The organism is Streptomyces sp. NPDC021749, assembly GCF_040640655.1.
GTDB lineage: Bacteria > Actinomycetota > Actinomycetes > Streptomycetales > Streptomycetaceae > Streptomyces.
The window spans coordinates 233,208-248,405 of the sequence record NZ_JBFACE010000005.1 but is presented as its reverse complement, the minus strand read 5'-3'; the positions used below and the strand labels follow the sequence as shown (position 1 = coordinate 248,405).

The 15,198-nt window shown below is 72.3% G+C and carries 12 protein-coding genes; 2 read left to right on the top strand and 10 right to left on the bottom strand.

Annotation, left to right across the window (positions count from 1 at the left end; genetic code table 11):
- Positions 1–4: 4 nt before the first annotated feature.
- Complete coding sequence (locus AB0G35_RS07510) at positions 5–685, bottom strand: response regulator transcription factor (protein WP_030416075.1); 681 nt, start codon at positions 683–685, stop codon at positions 5–7.
- Positions 686–1,189: 504 nt separating this feature from the next.
- On the opposite strand from AB0G35_RS07510, the gene AB0G35_RS07505 reads away from it, so the two are divergent.
- Positions 1,190–2,695, top strand: a complete 1,506-nt coding sequence (locus AB0G35_RS07505; protein ID WP_360945201.1) for an oligopeptide:H+ symporter — start codon at positions 1,190–1,192, stop codon at positions 2,693–2,695.
- Positions 2,696–2,775: 80 nt separating this feature from the next.
- Here the strand turns inward: AB0G35_RS07505 and AB0G35_RS07500 are convergent, their stop codons facing one another.
- From AB0G35_RS07500 to AB0G35_RS07480, 5 genes are all read right to left on the bottom strand, one after another.
- Positions 2,776–4,248, bottom strand: a complete 1,473-nt coding sequence (locus AB0G35_RS07500) for a hypothetical protein (protein ID WP_360945198.1) — start codon at positions 4,246–4,248, stop codon at positions 2,776–2,778.
- Positions 4,248–5,216 (bottom strand): hypothetical protein, encoded by a 969-nt coding sequence (locus tag AB0G35_RS07495; RefSeq protein WP_360945346.1) that lies wholly within the window; start codon positions 5,214–5,216, stop codon positions 4,248–4,250. Before AB0G35_RS07495 ends, AB0G35_RS07500 begins: the two co-directional genes overlap by 1 nt.
- A gap of 1,077 nt (positions 5,217–6,293) precedes the next feature.
- The gene (locus tag AB0G35_RS07490; protein WP_360945195.1) at positions 6,294–7,004 is read right to left on the bottom strand and encodes an LPXTG cell wall anchor domain-containing protein; all 711 of its coding nucleotides are present in this window, start codon (positions 7,002–7,004) and stop codon (positions 6,294–6,296) included.
- Positions 7,005–7,329: 325 nt separating this feature from the next.
- Entirely contained in the window at positions 7,330–7,833 is a 504-nt protein-coding gene (locus tag AB0G35_RS07485) for an ATP-binding protein (protein WP_360945192.1), read from the bottom strand.
- Positions 7,834–8,006: 173 nt separating this feature from the next.
- Positions 8,007–8,375, bottom strand: coding sequence for an STAS domain-containing protein (locus tag AB0G35_RS07480; RefSeq protein ID WP_030416081.1), 369 nt, complete (start codon positions 8,373–8,375; stop codon positions 8,007–8,009).
- A 262-nt stretch (positions 8,376–8,637) separates the two neighbouring features.
- Here AB0G35_RS07480 and AB0G35_RS07475 point away from each other — a divergent pair, with 262 nt between their 5' ends.
- On the top strand, positions 8,638–9,576 hold the full coding sequence (locus AB0G35_RS07475; RefSeq protein WP_360945343.1) for an RNA polymerase sigma factor SigF: 939 nt from the start codon (positions 8,638–8,640) through the stop codon (positions 9,574–9,576).
- A gap of 119 nt (positions 9,577–9,695) precedes the next feature.
- On the opposite strand, the gene hutI is transcribed toward AB0G35_RS07475, so the two are convergent.
- The 4 genes from hutI to hutU are packed head-to-tail and all read right to left on the bottom strand — an operon-like array spanning position 9,696 to position 15,143.
- Positions 9,696–10,877, bottom strand: a complete 1,182-nt coding sequence (gene hutI / locus AB0G35_RS07470) for an imidazolonepropionase (protein WP_360945188.1) — start codon at positions 10,875–10,877, stop codon at positions 9,696–9,698.
- A gap of 17 nt (positions 10,878–10,894) precedes the next feature.
- Positions 10,895–12,253, bottom strand: coding sequence for a formimidoylglutamate deiminase (locus AB0G35_RS07465; protein ID WP_360945185.1), 1,359 nt, complete (start codon positions 12,251–12,253; stop codon positions 10,895–10,897).
- On the bottom strand, positions 12,244–13,482 hold the full coding sequence (locus AB0G35_RS07460) for an allantoate amidohydrolase (protein ID WP_360945182.1): 1,239 nt from the start codon (positions 13,480–13,482) through the stop codon (positions 12,244–12,246). Before AB0G35_RS07460 ends, AB0G35_RS07465 begins: the two co-directional genes overlap by 10 nt.
- Positions 13,479–15,143, bottom strand: coding sequence for a urocanate hydratase (hutU, locus tag AB0G35_RS07455; protein ID WP_360945179.1), 1,665 nt, complete (start codon positions 15,141–15,143; stop codon positions 13,479–13,481). Before hutU ends, AB0G35_RS07460 begins: the two co-directional genes overlap by 4 nt.
- Positions 15,144–15,198 lie beyond the last annotated feature (55 nt).

The following is a 15,198-nucleotide window of genomic DNA, read 5'->3' as shown; positions in this document are numbered from 1 at the left end:
GCCCCTAGCTCTTTTCGAAGCGGAAACCGACACCGCGGACGGTGGCGATGTAACGGGGGTTGGCGGCATCGTCCCCGAGCTTCTTGCGGAGCCAGGAGATGTGCATGTCCAGCGTCTTCGTGGACGACCACCACGTGGTGTCCCAGACCTCGCGCATGAGCTGGTCGCGGGTGACGACCCGGCCGGCGTCCCGTACCAGGACCCGCAGCAGGTCGAACTCCTTCGCCGTGAGCTGGAGTTCCTCCTCGCCCATCCAGGCGCGGTGCGATTCGACGTCGATGCGGACGCCGTGGGTGGCCGGCGGCTGCTGGGGCTCGGCGGTGGAGCCGCGGCGGAGCAGGGCCCGTACCCGTGCGAGGAGTTCGGCGAGCCGGAAGGGCTTGGTGACGTAGTCGTCGGCGCCGGCGTCCAGGCCGACGACGGTGTCCACCTCGTCGGCGCGGGCGGTCAGGACCAGGATGGGGAAGGAATGGCCTTCGTTGCGCAGCCGGCGGGCGACCTCCAGGCCGTCCATGCCGGGCAGCCCCAGGTCCAGGACGACGAGGTCGATGTTGCCCTGGATACCGGCGTCGAGCGCCGTCGGGCCGTCCTCGCGCACCTCGACTTCGTAACCCTCGCGGCGCAGGGCGCGGGCGAGCGGCTCCGAGATGGACGCGTCATCCTCGGCGAGCAGTACACGGGTCATGGGCCGATGGTAGTCCGATGTATCCGGCCCGAGGGGTGGACCAGCACGGATGGCCGGCGGCGGACCGTTCCTGCAGCGTGGCAGGCGGCGCGCCCGTGCGGGACGGGCGCGCGCGGTCGCCCGGAAGGGCGCACGCGGTTCCCCACCTCAGTGTGAGCGTTCTCTCACGGGACCCCTCGGCGGCGGATCGAGTCGTATGGTGAATGCAACGTCCAACGCACAACCACCGGGACCGTGACGCTCAACTGACGTCACCGGTCCCTGTTGTGTGCGGGGCTGGTACCCCCAGCCCCGGTACACAGTGATTGACCTGTCGACCGGGTCCACCGCGCGAGCAGCACGGGGGGCGTGGATCCCGGTTCGGACCGTCCTGCCGGTGCCGCCTCGATGAGGGCGTGGGCACCGAACCCCCGGGCGTGGGGGCGGGCGGTTCCGCACCGGTCTCGGTCATCCCCCCGGGCGCGCCACGGCCTCCGCGCGCGTCCCGAGCAGCAAGGAACCATCATGGCGTCCAGCCTGACGAAGGGCGCCGCCCAGCAGGGAACCCCTGTCAACGGCGGCAAGACCTTCTTCGGCCACCCCCGCGGACTGGCCACGCTCTTCATGACCGAGATGTGGGAGCGCTTCAGCTTCTACGGCATGAAGGCGCTGCTCCCGCTGTACCTGATCGCCCCCGGCGGCATGCACATGCAGGCCACGACGGCGACGGCGATCTACTCCGTGTACATGGCGATGGTCTATCTGCTCGCCATGCCGGGCGGCTGGATGGCCGACCGTTTCTGGGGTCCGCGCAAGACGGTCGCCATCGGCGCCCTCGTCGTCATCGCGGGTCACATCACGCTCGCCCTGCCCACCCCGGTGACCTTCTTCGCCGGTCTCGTCCTGGTGGCGCTCGGCTCCGGCCTGCTGAAGGCGAACATCTCCACGATGGTCGGCCACCTCTACGACGGCCCGCAGGACCCGCGCCGTGACGGTGGCTTCACGCTCTTCTACATCGGCATCAACCTCGGCGCCTTCCTGGCCCCGCTGACCATCGGCACCGTCGGCGAGAACGTCAACTGGCACTTCGGCTTCACGCTCGCCGCGGTCGGCATGGCCCTCGGCCTCGCCCAGTTCCTGCTCGGCACCCGCCACCTGAGCGCCGAGAGCGACGTCGTCTCGCAGCCCGCGACGGCCCAGGAGAAGACGTCCGCGCTGCGCAAGGGCCTGCTCTGGCTGGCCGTCGCCGCCGTCTTCTACACCCTGCTCGGTGTGACCGGTAACTTCGCCGACTGGGCGCTGATGCCGATCACCATCGCCGGCCTGGTCATCCCGATCGCCGTGCTGTTCCGCATGAAGCGCGACAAGGAGCTCTCGGAGCTGGAGCAGTCCAAGCTCTCCGGCTACATCTGGTTCTTCGTGGTCGCCGCCGTCTTCTGGATGATCTACGACCAGAACGGCTCGACCCTGTCGATCTTCGGCGAGCACTCGACCACCAACGACCTGCTGGGCTTCCACTTCCCGACGTCCTGGTACCAGTCGCTGAACCCGATCTTCATCATGGCGCTCGCCCCGGTGGTCGCCTCCGGGTGGCTGTGGCTGAACAAGCGCGGCAAGGAGCCGAGCACCGCCGTCAAGTTCGCGTCCAGCCTCGCGCTGATCGGCATCTCGTTCGCCGTGTTCCTCTTCCCGCTGCTGGACACCGCGGCCAACGGCGGCAAGGTCAGCCCGATGTGGCTGGTGGCGGTCTACTTCATCCAGACCGTCGGTGAGCTCTGCCTCTCCCCGGTCGGCCTGTCGGTCACCACGAAGATGGCGCCCGCCAAGTACGGCTCCCAGATGATGGGTGTCTGGTTCCTCGCGGTCACCGCCGGTGACTCCGTGGCGGGTCTGCTGACCTCGCCGCAGCTGAACGTCGACCTGAACACCGCGAGTTCGGTCGCCGTCGAGGCCGCCCTCGCGGTCGTCGCCGGCCTCGGCATCTGGATGTCCCGGAAGCGGGTCAAGCAGCTGATGGGCGGCGTCAACTGACGCCTGCCGGCCCCGACGGCTAAAGGGGGCGTCGCACCGCCGGTGCGACGCCCCCTTCGTCGTGCGGTGGGCCTGCCGGCTCAGCGGAGCCGTGCCCGCCGTCGCGGCAGGAACGTGAACACCGCGCCGCCCAGCAGGACGGCCGTGCCGGCGAGCAGGCCGAGCGCGGTCAGTGCGCCCTGTGCGCCCGCACCGGTGTGGGCCAGCTCGCCGCCGCTGCCGCTGCTGCCCGAGCCGCCGGCCGATCCGGTCGCGCCGCCGCCGGACGCCGTTCCCCCGCCGGACGCCGTGGTCCCGCCCGTGGCACCGCTCGACGAGCCGCCCGACGTGCCGCCGGAGGTGCCGCCCGGCTGCGCCGCGGTGTCCAGGGCGAGTGAGGCCCCCGGGTCCTTCTCCGGGGTGCAGGTCGTGGTGGTGCCCAGGGCGTTGACGGTGAGCACGCCCGGGGTCAGCGTGGCCTTGCCGGTGGCGCCCGGCTTGTAGGTGCCCTTCAGATCGGGGATCTCGATCGGGTCGCCCGACTTGATGGGCCCGGGATTGGTCGGGCCCTCCACCTTGACCGTTCCCTTGTCCGCGCCGCCCACCTTGACGTCCATCGACGGCTTGACGGAGTCCTTGGGGATGTCCGCCGGGCTGGTCATCACGGACTTCTTGAACCGCACCGTCAGGTCGTAACCGCCGCCCTTCTTCACGGCGTTGATCTGCACCGGCGAGGTCGCCTTCTTGTCGCCGATGGGCGTCTTGCAGGCGTAGGGCACCTTGATCTCCTTGCCCTGGTACGCGGTGCCGTCGGGGTCACCGCCGGAGCCGCCGGTCGAACCCCCGGCCGTCGAACCGCCGGCGCTCGAACCGCCGGTGCTGCCGCCGTCCGTGGAACCGCCGGTGCTGCCGCCCGAGGTGCTCCCACCGGTGCTCCCGCCGGAGGTGCCCGTGGTCGTCCCGCCGGTGCTGCCGCCCGTCGTGCCGCCCGTACTGCCGCCGGTCGTCCCGCCGGTGGAGCCCCCGCCGTCGGTGACCTTGATCGTCACCGCGGGCTTCACCTCCTCCTTGGGCGAGCACTTGGTGTCGGTGGAGATCGGCCGGTTGACGTTGATGTTGTAGAAGCCGGGGGTGAGCGTGACCTCGCCGGGCTTGGTCAGCTTGAGCTTCCCCGTCATGTCGGACAGTTTCATCGCACCGCCCTTGGGGATCGGCGGGTTCTGCCGCGGCCCCTTCATCGGCAGCTCCCCGGTCTGTGCCCCGGCCACCTTGATCGTGCCGGTCGGCTCGACGGTGTCCTTCCCCAGATCGAGGATGTCGGGGTTCTTGGACGCGCCCTCGACGGTCTTCCAGACCACCTCGATCTCGTCCCCGACCTTGGCCGTGGCGGGCGCGCTGACGTCCACCTTCGTGGTGCCCTCGATCGGCGGCAGCCCCGATATCGGCGGCGGCAGACACTCGGTCTTGTACGAGACCTCCGCGGCCTCGGCGGCACCGGCCGCCGTCATGATGCCCGCTCCCGCGAGCGCCAGCGCGGCCACCGAGGCCACCGCGGCTCTCCTCCGTTGCCTCATCACGCAGAACCTTTCGACGTCGGTCGTTCGGTGGATGTGGTGGTGGACGGTGCGGTGTCCGGGGTGAACCACGGCAGCGCGGCACGGTCGCCGGCCGGCGTGGTACGACGGGTGCGGCTGCGGGGGCGGGCGTGGCCCGCCGGGCGGCGCGGGCGTACCCGGTCCACGACCGCCATGCCGATACGGAACACTGCGGTCGGGACCACGACGCACAGCAGCACCCAGAAGAGCGTCACGCCCCACGGCCGGCCGACGCCCCAGGGCTGCTCGGCCAGCACCTTGCCGCCGTATCTGAGGGAGACCAGATAGTCCCCGTGGGCGCCGGCCGCCAGCTCGACCGGCAGCCTGACCTGGGCCTTCTTTCCGGGCGGTACGGTCCCCCGCCACTGCTGTTCCTCCCACTGGGGGGCGAAGACGCCGTGCGAGGTGCCGACCTGGAAGACCGGGTCACGGGCCGGCGCGGAGCCGAGATTGCCGACCGTGACGGTCAGTTCACGCTGCGGTGGGGCGCCGAACCAGGTGAGCAGTCCGCTGCTGCCGGCCAGCCGCGGCGGGGACAGCACCGCCAGCCGGCCGCCGGTGCGCTCCTTGGGCAGCGGCGCCACCGGATGGCCCGCCACCGTGAACGCGGCGTCCGCGGCGGCCGTCGCCCCCGTCACCGTCGCCACGTGCACCACGCACGGGCAGGGCTTGGGCGGTTCGGCGACCGGCAGGCGTCTGCGGAAGGCGCCGTGCGCATCGGTGGTGACCGCCCGGCCGTCCCCGTTGGCGCAGGTATTGGTGCCACCGATCATGTTCTGGCCGCAGATCAGCAGGGTGAGCAGGGCCTTGGGCCGCCAGCCGCGACCGGTCACGGTCAGCGTGCCGCCCTTCCCGGCCTCCTTCTTGGAGAGCTGGACGGTGGGGTGCCCACCGGGTGCCTCGGCCGGCGAGGCGGCGCGGGCGCCGCCGGCCGCCGGCGGGACCAGGACGAGAGCGGCGGCGAGGGCCGTGGTGACGGCCGCGGGAAGGGCCGCCGTCCGCACCGGCCGCCCGGGCCCGCCGCTGCCGCCGCCCCGGCCCCGCCGCTCGTCCCGCTCGTCCCCGTTCCGGCGCCGGCGTCGCCGCCGTACGGCCGGCAGACCGGCCGCGCCCGCCACCGGGACCAGCGCCGCCCCGGCCGCGACGCCCCACGGGAGGGCGGTGTACGAGGCCGTGGCGGCGGCGTGGGCGCCGGCGCCCGCCGTCACCGTGAGCCGGAGGTCCACCGCGTCCAGGGCCGGCGGATCGGGCCAGTCCTCCGTCAGACGGGCCCGCTCGCCGGGCGCCAGTGTGATCGGCAGGGTGCGGGCGGCGCGCCGCAGCAGCGGCCCAAGGACGCCGTCGGCGCGCACCGCCAGCCGCGGGGTGAGCACCGTGTTCCCGCGGTTGACCAGGGTGTACCGGATGACCGCCGCACTCCCTTGGCGGTGCACCGACACGTCCTCGGCGGTCAGCGCGGACAGCGCCGGGCCGGCCACCCTCAGGTGGACCGGTACGGTGCGCCGGACCGCGGGCCCGCCGTGCCGCGCCGGTCCGGCGGCCGCCGTGATCGTGCCGGGGTGGTCGCCCGGGGCCGCGTCGCGCGGCACGGTCACCGTGAACGGGACGCTCGCCCGGGTGCGCGGCGGCACCGTGACCCGCCCCGCGGCGAACCGGAGCCAGGAACCGGTGCCGCCGCCCGTCCCGCCGCCGGTGCCGCGCAGCCGTACGGTGACGGCCCGGCGGGTGGGGTTGCCGAGGGACAGCCGGTCGGACAGCACGGTGCCCGGCGCCCCCTCCAGGTAGAAGTACGGGCGGTCCTGCGCGCTCGGTGCGGCGCCGGGTCCGGGGGCGGGCGCGGCGGACCAGCCCGGCCCGGTCGGCGCGGCGGGGCGGGCCTGGGCCGCGGCGGGGCACAGCAGTACCGCTGCGGCGGCGAGGACCGCACCGCTGACCGCGGGGCGAGGACGGAACGGCATCGGCGGCTCCTGGTACTCGTGGTGCGGGGGCTGCACGTGGTGCGGAGGCTGCTGTCCGGATGCGGTTCAGGCGCGCCGGTGACGGCGGGTCAGCCAGAGCACTCCGGCCGCGCCGGCCAGCAGCACCGTGCCGCCCAGGGTGCCCAGCGCCACCGCGGAGTCCGCCGGCCCGGTCTGCGGCAGCCGTCCGCCGGAGGAGCCGCCCGTACCGCCGGTGGCCGCCCCGCCGCCGCTGCCCCCGGAGGCCTTCACGTCGAGGGTGAGCGACGGCTTGGGGTGGTTGCCGGGGGTGCAGGTGGTCGTGGTGCCGAGGGCCTTGATGGTGAGGGTGGAGGCGGTGAAGGTGACCTTGCCGCCGGCCTTCGGGGTGTACGTCCCGCTCAAGTCACTGATCTTGATGGGGGTGTTGGCCGGAATCGCCCGGTCGTTGGGCGGGCCGGAGACCGCGACCGTACCCCTCTCCGCGCCGCCCAGCTTGATCAGCGCGCTCGGCTGCATCGCGCCCTTGCCCAGCTCGACGGGGCTGGAGGAGACCCCCTTCTGGAAGGACATCACCAGCTTGTACGCACCGCCGCTGGGGGTGCTCCTGATGTCGATCGGTGAGACCGCGCCCTTGTTGCCGATCGGCGTCCTGCACTGGTAGTTGACGTCGACGACCTCGGCGTGGGCGGCCGGCGCGGTGAGCAGCACCGCGGACCCCGCCGTCAGCGCCGCGGCGGCGGCGAGGCCGGCCGCCCGGCGCGGTCGCCGGCCGTGCTGTGCGTAGAAGCGGGCCACTGTCCGTTCCCCTTCTCCCGATGGGCGCACCGCCGACTGTTACTGACGGCACATCAGATTGGCCGCTCAAGGTACGCCGGGGACCTTGTCGAGGGAAGGCACAGCACAGCCCCGATCGGTCCGGGGCCGCACCGGCGGGCACATCCGGCCGCCGGCCGTGGGCACGGCAGGGACCCGGGAACGGCGAAGGCCTGGGCCCGGGAACGGCGAAGGTGCGGACCCGGGAACGGCGAAGGCGCGGACCCGGGAACGGCGAAGGCCCGGGCCCGGGAACGACAGAAGCGCGAGTCCGCGGACCCGCGCTCCTCTGCAGTCGCCGCCCCGGTCAGGCCGGTGCGGCGAGCTCCGCCCAGACGGTCTTGCCGGTGCCGTCCGGATTGCGCACCACGCCCCAGTCCAGGCAGAGCCGCTGCACGATGAACATGCCGTGGCCGCCGGGGCGGCCGGGGCGGTGCGGGCTGCGCGGCGCCGGTGAGCCCGCGCCGAGGTCGGTGACCTCCAGCCGCAGCACTTTGGACGTGCAGCGCAGCCGCAGCTCCTCGGGCCCCTCGGCGTGCAGACAGGCGTTGGTGACCAGTTCCGACACCACGAGCAGCACGTCCTCGGCGGCGGCCCGCTGGTCGGCGCTGGCGGCCGGCAACCAGCCCCAGTCGTGCAGGGCCTGCCGGGCGAAATCACGGCCACGTGCCACGGCGCCCCGGGTGCCCGCCAGGCGCAGCCGGCGGATCTGGCCCGCCGGCATTGCGGCGGACGGAACGGCAGCGGAAGCACCGGCGCCGCCCGGCTCCGGGCCGAGATCGCCCGGCGGGTACGGCCGGGTGGTGCTCATCAGCGCTTCACCTCACCGATTCGCCTATTCACGGAGAACAGATAGCGGACTGCTTGCAACGGATTCAGATGTCTCCTGCCCGACCGGACCGTGAGAACACCCACTTCTTGGGTACGGAAGTTGTGACACGGACTACGCGGCCGGAACAGATCGTTCCGGACACCGTCGTCAGGTCACTCGGCCAGGGCCGCATCGACGGAATCGTGCACCGTGAAGACTGCCTCGGCACCGGTGATCTCGAATACCCGGGCGACCACCGGCTGCATGCCGGCCAGGTGGACCCCGCCCCCTTCGGCCTCCGCCTTCAGGCGCGCGCCGAGCAGTACGTTGAGGCCCGTGGAGTCCATGAATTCGAGCTGTGAGCAGTCGACCACCAGGCGTGCGTAACCGTCGTCCACACAGCCTTCGAGTGATTCCCGCAACAGATCCGCGGTGTGGTGATCAAGCTCACCCGTGACCGTCACGACTGCGCTTGCGCCGTGATGGCGGATCTCGACGTGAAGCCGGCCCCGGCTTGCACTGCCGACCGTCCCGCGGTCCATGCGAAGCGCACCCCTTTTGCTGTCTAGACGACTGGATTGCTTACGACTGCGCGCGTCGAACCCTACGCCTTCCTGACGCCCGCCGGTAGCCGAACAATCCGCATATTGCCCAATATACGGACAACGCTTACTTGCCATCTTCCGGCAAACCCAGGTAGGCGTAGAAGGACACATTCGCAACGGCCGGCTTTGGAGGCGCCGCACACCGAAGGCTTCACGTAGAGGCATCGGCAGCCATATGCCGAGAACGATGGAGGAGACCATGTCACCCCGGCTCGACGAACCGCGTACCGACGACACCCGGCAGTCCGCATCGTCGACACCCCTGTCCGACCTGCACGGACGGATCCCTTCCCAGCCCAACCCTGCCGAATCCGATCAGGCGGAATTTTCCGAGATCGACGATCTGCCCGAGATCCCGCCGTTCGACGAGGTGGGTCCGGTGGACGCGAGGGCCCTGTCCAAGACCCTCTTCGAGCGACTCGAATCGCTTGAGGAAGGCACCCACGAATTCGCTTACGTCCGCAACACCCTGGTCGAGCTCAATCTCGCCCTGGTGAAGTTCGCGGCCTCCCGCTTCCGCTCCCGCAGCGAGCCGATGGAGGACATCGTCCAGGTCGGCACGATCGGCCTGATCAAGGCGATAGACCGCTTCGAACTCAGCCGCGGTGTGGAGTTCCCGACGTTCGCGATGCCGACCATCGTCGGCGAGATCAAGCGCTTCTTCCGCGACACCAGCTGGTCGGTGCGCGTACCGAGGCGTCTGCAGGAACTGCGTCTGGACCTCGCCAAGGCCGGCGACGAACTCTCGCAGAAGCTGGACCGCGCCCCCACGGTGCACGAACTCGCCGAACGCCTCGGCATCACCAATGACGAGGTCGTCGAGGGGATGGCCGCGAGCAACGCCTACACCGCGAGCTCGCTGGACGCCCAGCCCGAGGAGGACGACAGCGAAGGCGCGCTGGCGGACCGGATCGGCTACGAGGACCACGGACTCGAAGGCATCGAGTACGTCGAGTCGTTGAAGCCGCTGATCGCCGAACTCCCGCCGCGCGACAAGCAGATCCTGTCCCTGCGCTTCGTGGCGAACATGACCCAGTCCGAGATCGGCGAGGAGCTGGGCATCTCCCAGATGCACGTCTCCCGTCTGCTCTCCCGCACGCTCGGCCGGCTCCGCAAGGGGCTGATGGTCGAGGAGTGAGGCCCGCGGTCGTCCTGCCGGTCCTCGCGACCGGCACCGCCCGCGCGGAGGAGGGCCCGCCCCGGGGTACCGGGACGGGCCCTCCTCCGCGTCCGGAGGCCGCTGGGGCCTCCTGTGCGTCAGACCAGGACTCCCTTGTGCCACACGGCCGAAACGAGCGGGACGCCCGGGCGGTAGGCGAGGTGGACGTGGCTGGGGGCGTCCAGGAGGGCCAGGTCGGCGCGGGCACCCGGAGTGATGCGGCCGACGTCGGTACGGCGCAGTGCGCGGGCACCGCCCGCGGTGGCCGACCACACCGCCTCGTCGGGGGTCATGCCCATGTCGCGGACGGCCAGGGCGATGCAGAACGGCATGGAACTGGTGAAGGACGAGCCGGGGTTGCAGTCGGTGGACAGCGCGACGGTGACGCCGGCGTCGAGCAGCGGACGGGCGTCGGGCCACTGGGCGCGGGTGGAGAACTCGGCGCCGGGCAGCAGCGTGGCGACGGTCTCGGACTGGGCGAGGGCGTCGATGTCCGCGGGACTGAGGTGGGTGCAGTGGTCGGCGGAGGCTGCGCCGAGCTCGACCGCGATCTGCACGCCGGGGCCGTGCCCGAGCTGGTTGGCGTGCACCCGCGGGGCGAGGCCCCTGGCCTTGCCGGCGGTGAGGATCGCGCGGGCCTGGTCGCCGTCGAAGGCGCCCTTCTCGCAGAAGACGTCGATCCAGCGGGCGTGCGGGGCGCAGGCGTCCAGCATCGGGCCGGTGACCAGGTCGACGTAGCCGGCCGGGTCGTCGGCGTAGTCCGGGGAGACGATGTGGGCGCCGAGGAAGGTCACCTCGTCGGTGTGCGCGGCGGCGATGCGCAGCGCCCGGGCCTCGTCCTCGACGGTCAGGCCGTAGCCGGACTTGGTCTCGAACGTGGTCGTGCCCTGGCGGAGTGCCTCGGCGAGGTGGCGGGTGAGGTTGGCCTCCAGTTCCGCGTCGGTGGCGGCGCGGGTGGCGGCGACGGTGGTGCGGATGCCGCCGGCGGAGTAAGGGCGCCCGGACATCCGGGCGTTGAACTCCTCGGTGCGGTCGCCGGCGAAGACGAGGTGGGAGTGGGAGTCGACGAAGCCGGGGATGCCGGCCCGGCCGGCGGCGTCGACGGTGTTGTCAGTGGCGGGTGCTTTGCTGGAAGCACCGACCCAGGCGATGCGGTCGCCGTCGATGACGACCGCGGCGTCCTGGATCAGACCGAGGGGGCCTTCACCGAGGGAGGGGTCGTTGGTGACGAGCTGGGAGATGTGGGTGATGGCGGTGGTCGGCGCGGAGGTCGTCGTCATCGCGGGGGTGTTCTCCTTCAGCCGCGTACGGCGGCGATGGATTCTGCGAGGGCTGCGGGCACGTCGGGGACAAGAGTGTGCACACCGTCCCGGACGATCTGCCGCCCGCCGACGATGGTGTGTCGCACGTCCGCCGCGGAGGCGGCGAATACTGCCGTTTCGGCGGCCAGCCGGGGCAGTGGTCCGGCGGTGCGTACGGAGTCCAGTGCGATCGTGGTGAGGTCGGCGAGCGCGCCGGTCTCCAGGGTGCCGGCGTCGTCCCAGCCGAGGGCGGCATGGCCGTCGGCGGTGGCGGCGCGCAGCAGGGCGGCGGCGGTCCAGTGCCCGCGGGTGCGGGTGCGCAGCCGCTCGTCGAGCTCCATGGCGCGGGCCTCTTCGAGCAGGTCGATGACGGCGTGGCTGTCGCTGCCGAGGGACAGCGGGCTGCCGGTGCCCTGGAGCCGGGCGGCCGGGCCGATGCCGTCGGCGAGGTCGCGCTCGGTGGTGGGGCACATGCACACGCCGGTGGTCGAGCCGCCGAGCAGGGCGATGTCCTGGTCGGTGAGGTGCGTGGCGTGCACGGCCGTGGTGCGCCGGCCCAACGCACCGTGGTCGGCGAGCAGTTGGGTGGGGGTGCGGCCGTGCGCGTCCCGGCAGGCGTCGTTCTCGGCGGTCTGCTCGGAGAGGTGGACGTGCAGCGGGGCCCGCCGTTCGCGGGCCCAGTCCGCGACGGTGCCGAGCTGACCGGCGGGCACGGCGCGTACGGAGTGGATGGCGGCGCCGATGCGGACGTGCTCGCGGTCCTCCTTGAGCGCCTCGGCGCGCTGCGCCCAGCGGTCCGCGGTGCCGTCGGAGAAGCGCAGCTGGTGCCGGTCGGGCGGGGCGCCGAAGCCGGACGAGAGGTAGGCGGTGTCGAGCAGGGTGATGCGGATGCCGGCGTCCGCGGCGGCCGCGATCAGCGCCTGGCCCATGGCGTTGGGGTCGTCGTAGCGGGTGCCGCCGGGCGCGTGGTGGAGGTAGTGGAATTCGCCGACGCAGGTGATGCCGGCCAGCGCCATCTCGGCGTAGACGGCGCGGGCGAGGGCGTAGTAGCTGTCCGGGGTGAGCCGGTCGGCGACGGAGTACATGATCTCGCGCCAGGTCCAGAAGGTGCCGCTGCCGACCTGGACGGTGCCGCGCAGGGCGCGGTGGAAGGCGTGGCTGTGCGCGTTGGCCAGGCCGGGGAGCGTCAGACCGCGCAGGACGGTGGCGCCGGGCGGCGGGGTGGCGTCCCCGGTGCGGACGGCCGCGATCCGCCCGTCCGCGGTCTCCAGGGTCACGCCCGGCTCGACGTGGCTGCCGAGCCAGGCGTGTTCGAGCCAGTACGTCGTCGGTGTTGCCTGCGTGGTCAGCGGCACGCCAGCCCCTCCAGTACGTCGGCGAGTGCGAGGACCCCGGCGGCGCAGTCGTCCTCCTCCGCCGCTTCTGCGGGTGAGTGGGACACGCCGGTCGGGTTGCGTACGAACAGCATGGCGGTGGGGACGGTTCCGGACAAAATACCGGCGTCATGGCCCGCGCCGGTGCCGAGGACGGGTACCGGGCGCTCCGCCGCCTTGCCCAGGAGGGCGCTCAGCTCGTCCCGCAGGGCGTGCTCGAACTCCACGACCGGGGTGAAGGATTCGCGGACGACGGTCAGGTCGACCCCGTCGCGTGCGGCGCGTTCGGCGGCGGCCTGCTCGATGCCGTGGATCACGGTGTCCAGGGTGTCCTGGTCGGGGGCGCGGGAGTCCAGCCAGCCGCGGACGAGCGAGGGGATGGCGTTGACGCCGTTCGGCTCCACGCTGATCTTCCCGAAGGTGGCCAGGGCGCCGGCCAGCCGGGCCTGTTCCCGTGCGGCGAGGACGGTCGCGGCGTAGCTGAGCATCGGGTCGCGCCGGTCCTCCAGGCGCGTGGTGCCGGCGTGGTTGGCCTCGCCGTGGAAGTCGAACCGCCAGCGGCCGTGCGGCCAGATGGCGGAGGCGACGCCGACCGGGTCGCCGGACAGGTCCAGGGCGCGGCCCTGCTCGACGTGGAGTTCGACGAACGCACCGATCGCGGCGAGCCGTTCGGGGTCCGGGCCGATGGCGTCGGGGTCGTAGCCGGCGCGTTCCATGGCCTGCGGCAGCGAAATGCCGTCGGCGTCGCGGAGTTCGTGCGCGGCCTTCGGGGTCAGGGCGCCGGCGGTGAGCCGGGAGCCGACGCAGGCCAGGCCGAAGCGGGCGCCTTCCTCGTCGCCGAAGTTGACGATCGCCAGGGGCTTGGTGGGTTCGGCTCCGCGGCGGCGGAGTTCGTCGAGCGCCGCGAAGGAGCTGACGACGCCGAGCGGGCCGTCGAAGGCGCCGCCGTCCGGTACGGAGTCCAGGTGGGAGCCGGTGACGACGGCGTCGCCGGGGGCCACGTCCTGGTGGCCGGTGGCGCCGAGCCAGGCCCACTGGTTGCCGTTGCGGTCGAGTTCGTAGGCGAGTCCGCGGGTCTCGGCCTGTGCCCGGAACCACGCGCGGCAGTCGGCGTCCGCGTCGGTCCAGGCGTAGCGGCGGTAGCCCCCGGTGGCGGAGTTGCGGCCGAGCGGCCGCAACTCCTGCCACATCTCGTGGAACGAGGCGGTCACGCGCCCTCGCCCTCGCGCATCGGGATGCGGACGCCGCGTTCGGCGGCCACCTCGTCGGCGCGCTCGTAGCCGGCGTCGACGTGGCGGATGACGCCCATGCCGGGGTCGTTGGTGAGGACCCGGCGGATCTTCTCGCCGGCCAGCGGGGTGCCGTCGGCGACGGTGACCTGTCCGGCGTGGATCGAGCGGCCCATGCCGACGCCGCCGCCGTGGTGCAGCGAGACCCAGGAGGCGCCGGAGGCGACGTTGACCATGGCGTTGAGCAGCGGCCAGTCGGCGATCGCGTCCGAGCCGTCCTTCATGGCCTCGGTCTCGCGGTAGGGGGAGGCGACGGAGCCGCAGTCGAGGTGGTCGCGGCCGATGGCCAGCGGGGCGCGCAGGGTGCCGTCGGCGACCATCTCGTTGAATCGCTCGCCGGCCTTGTCGCGTTCGCCGTAGCCGAGCCAGCAGATCCGGGCGGGCAGGCCCTGGAAGTGGACCCGCTCGCCGGCCATCTTGATCCACCGGGCGAGCGACTCGTTCTCCGGGAAGAGGTCGAGGATCGCCTTGTCGGTGGCGGCGATGTCCTGGGCGTCGCCGGACAGCGCGGCCCAGCGGAACGGCCCCTTGCCCTCGGCGAACAGCGGCCGGATGTACGCGGGGACGAAGCCGGGGAAGGCGAACGCCCGCGTGTAGCCGGCGAGTTGGGCCTCGCCGCGGATGGAGTTGCCGTAGTCGAAGACCTCGGCGCCGGCGTCCATGAAGCCGACCATGGCCTCGACATGCTTGGCCATCGACTCGCGGGCGCGGGTGGTGAAACCGGCCGGGTCCTTGGCGGCGTGGTCGGCCATGTCGGCGAAGTCGATGCCGATCGGGAGGTAGGACAGCGGGTCGTGGGCGCTGGTCTGGTCGGTGACGATGTCGATCGGCGCGCCCTCGGCGAGCATCTGCGGCAGCAGTTCGGCGGCGTTGCCGAGCAGGCCGATGGACAGCGGTTTGCGCTGGTCGCGGGCCTCGACGGCGAGCTGGAGGGCGTGCTGGAGGCTGTCCGCCCTCACGTCCAGGTAGCGGTGCTCGATCCGGCGCTCGATGGCGCGCGGGTCGCAGTCGATGCAGAGGGCGACGCCGTCGTTCATGGTGACGGCGAGCGGCTGGGCGCCGCCCATGCCGCCGAGGCCGGCGGTGAGGGTGATGGTCCCGGCGAGGCTGCCGCCGAACTTCTTCGCCGCGACGGCGGCGAACGTCTCGTAGGTGCCCTGGAGGATGCCCTGGGTGCCGATGTAGATCCACGAACCGGCGGTCATCTGGCCGTACATGGTGAGGCCGAGGGCCTCCAGGCGGCGGAACTCCTCCCAGTTGGCCCAGTCGCCGACGAGGTTGGAGTTGGCGATGAGCACCCGCGGCGCCCACTCGTGGGTCTGCATCACGCCGACCGGCTTGCCGGACTGGACGAGCATCGTCTCGTCCTGCTTGAGCGTGGTGAGGGTGCGCACCATCGCGTCGAAGGAGCGCCAGTCACGGGCGGCCTTGCCCGTGCCGCCGTAGACGACGAGCTGGTCCGGGTGTTCGGCCACCTCCGGATCGAGGTTGTTCTGCAGCATGCGCAGCGCGGCTTCCTGCTGCCATCCCCGAGCACTCAGCTCCGTACCGCGCGGTGCCCGCACGGGTCGCGGTCCCGACATGGGCCGTGCCTCCCTGACATCGAATGGATTGAGCTATTCACATCTTGGGGTCGAT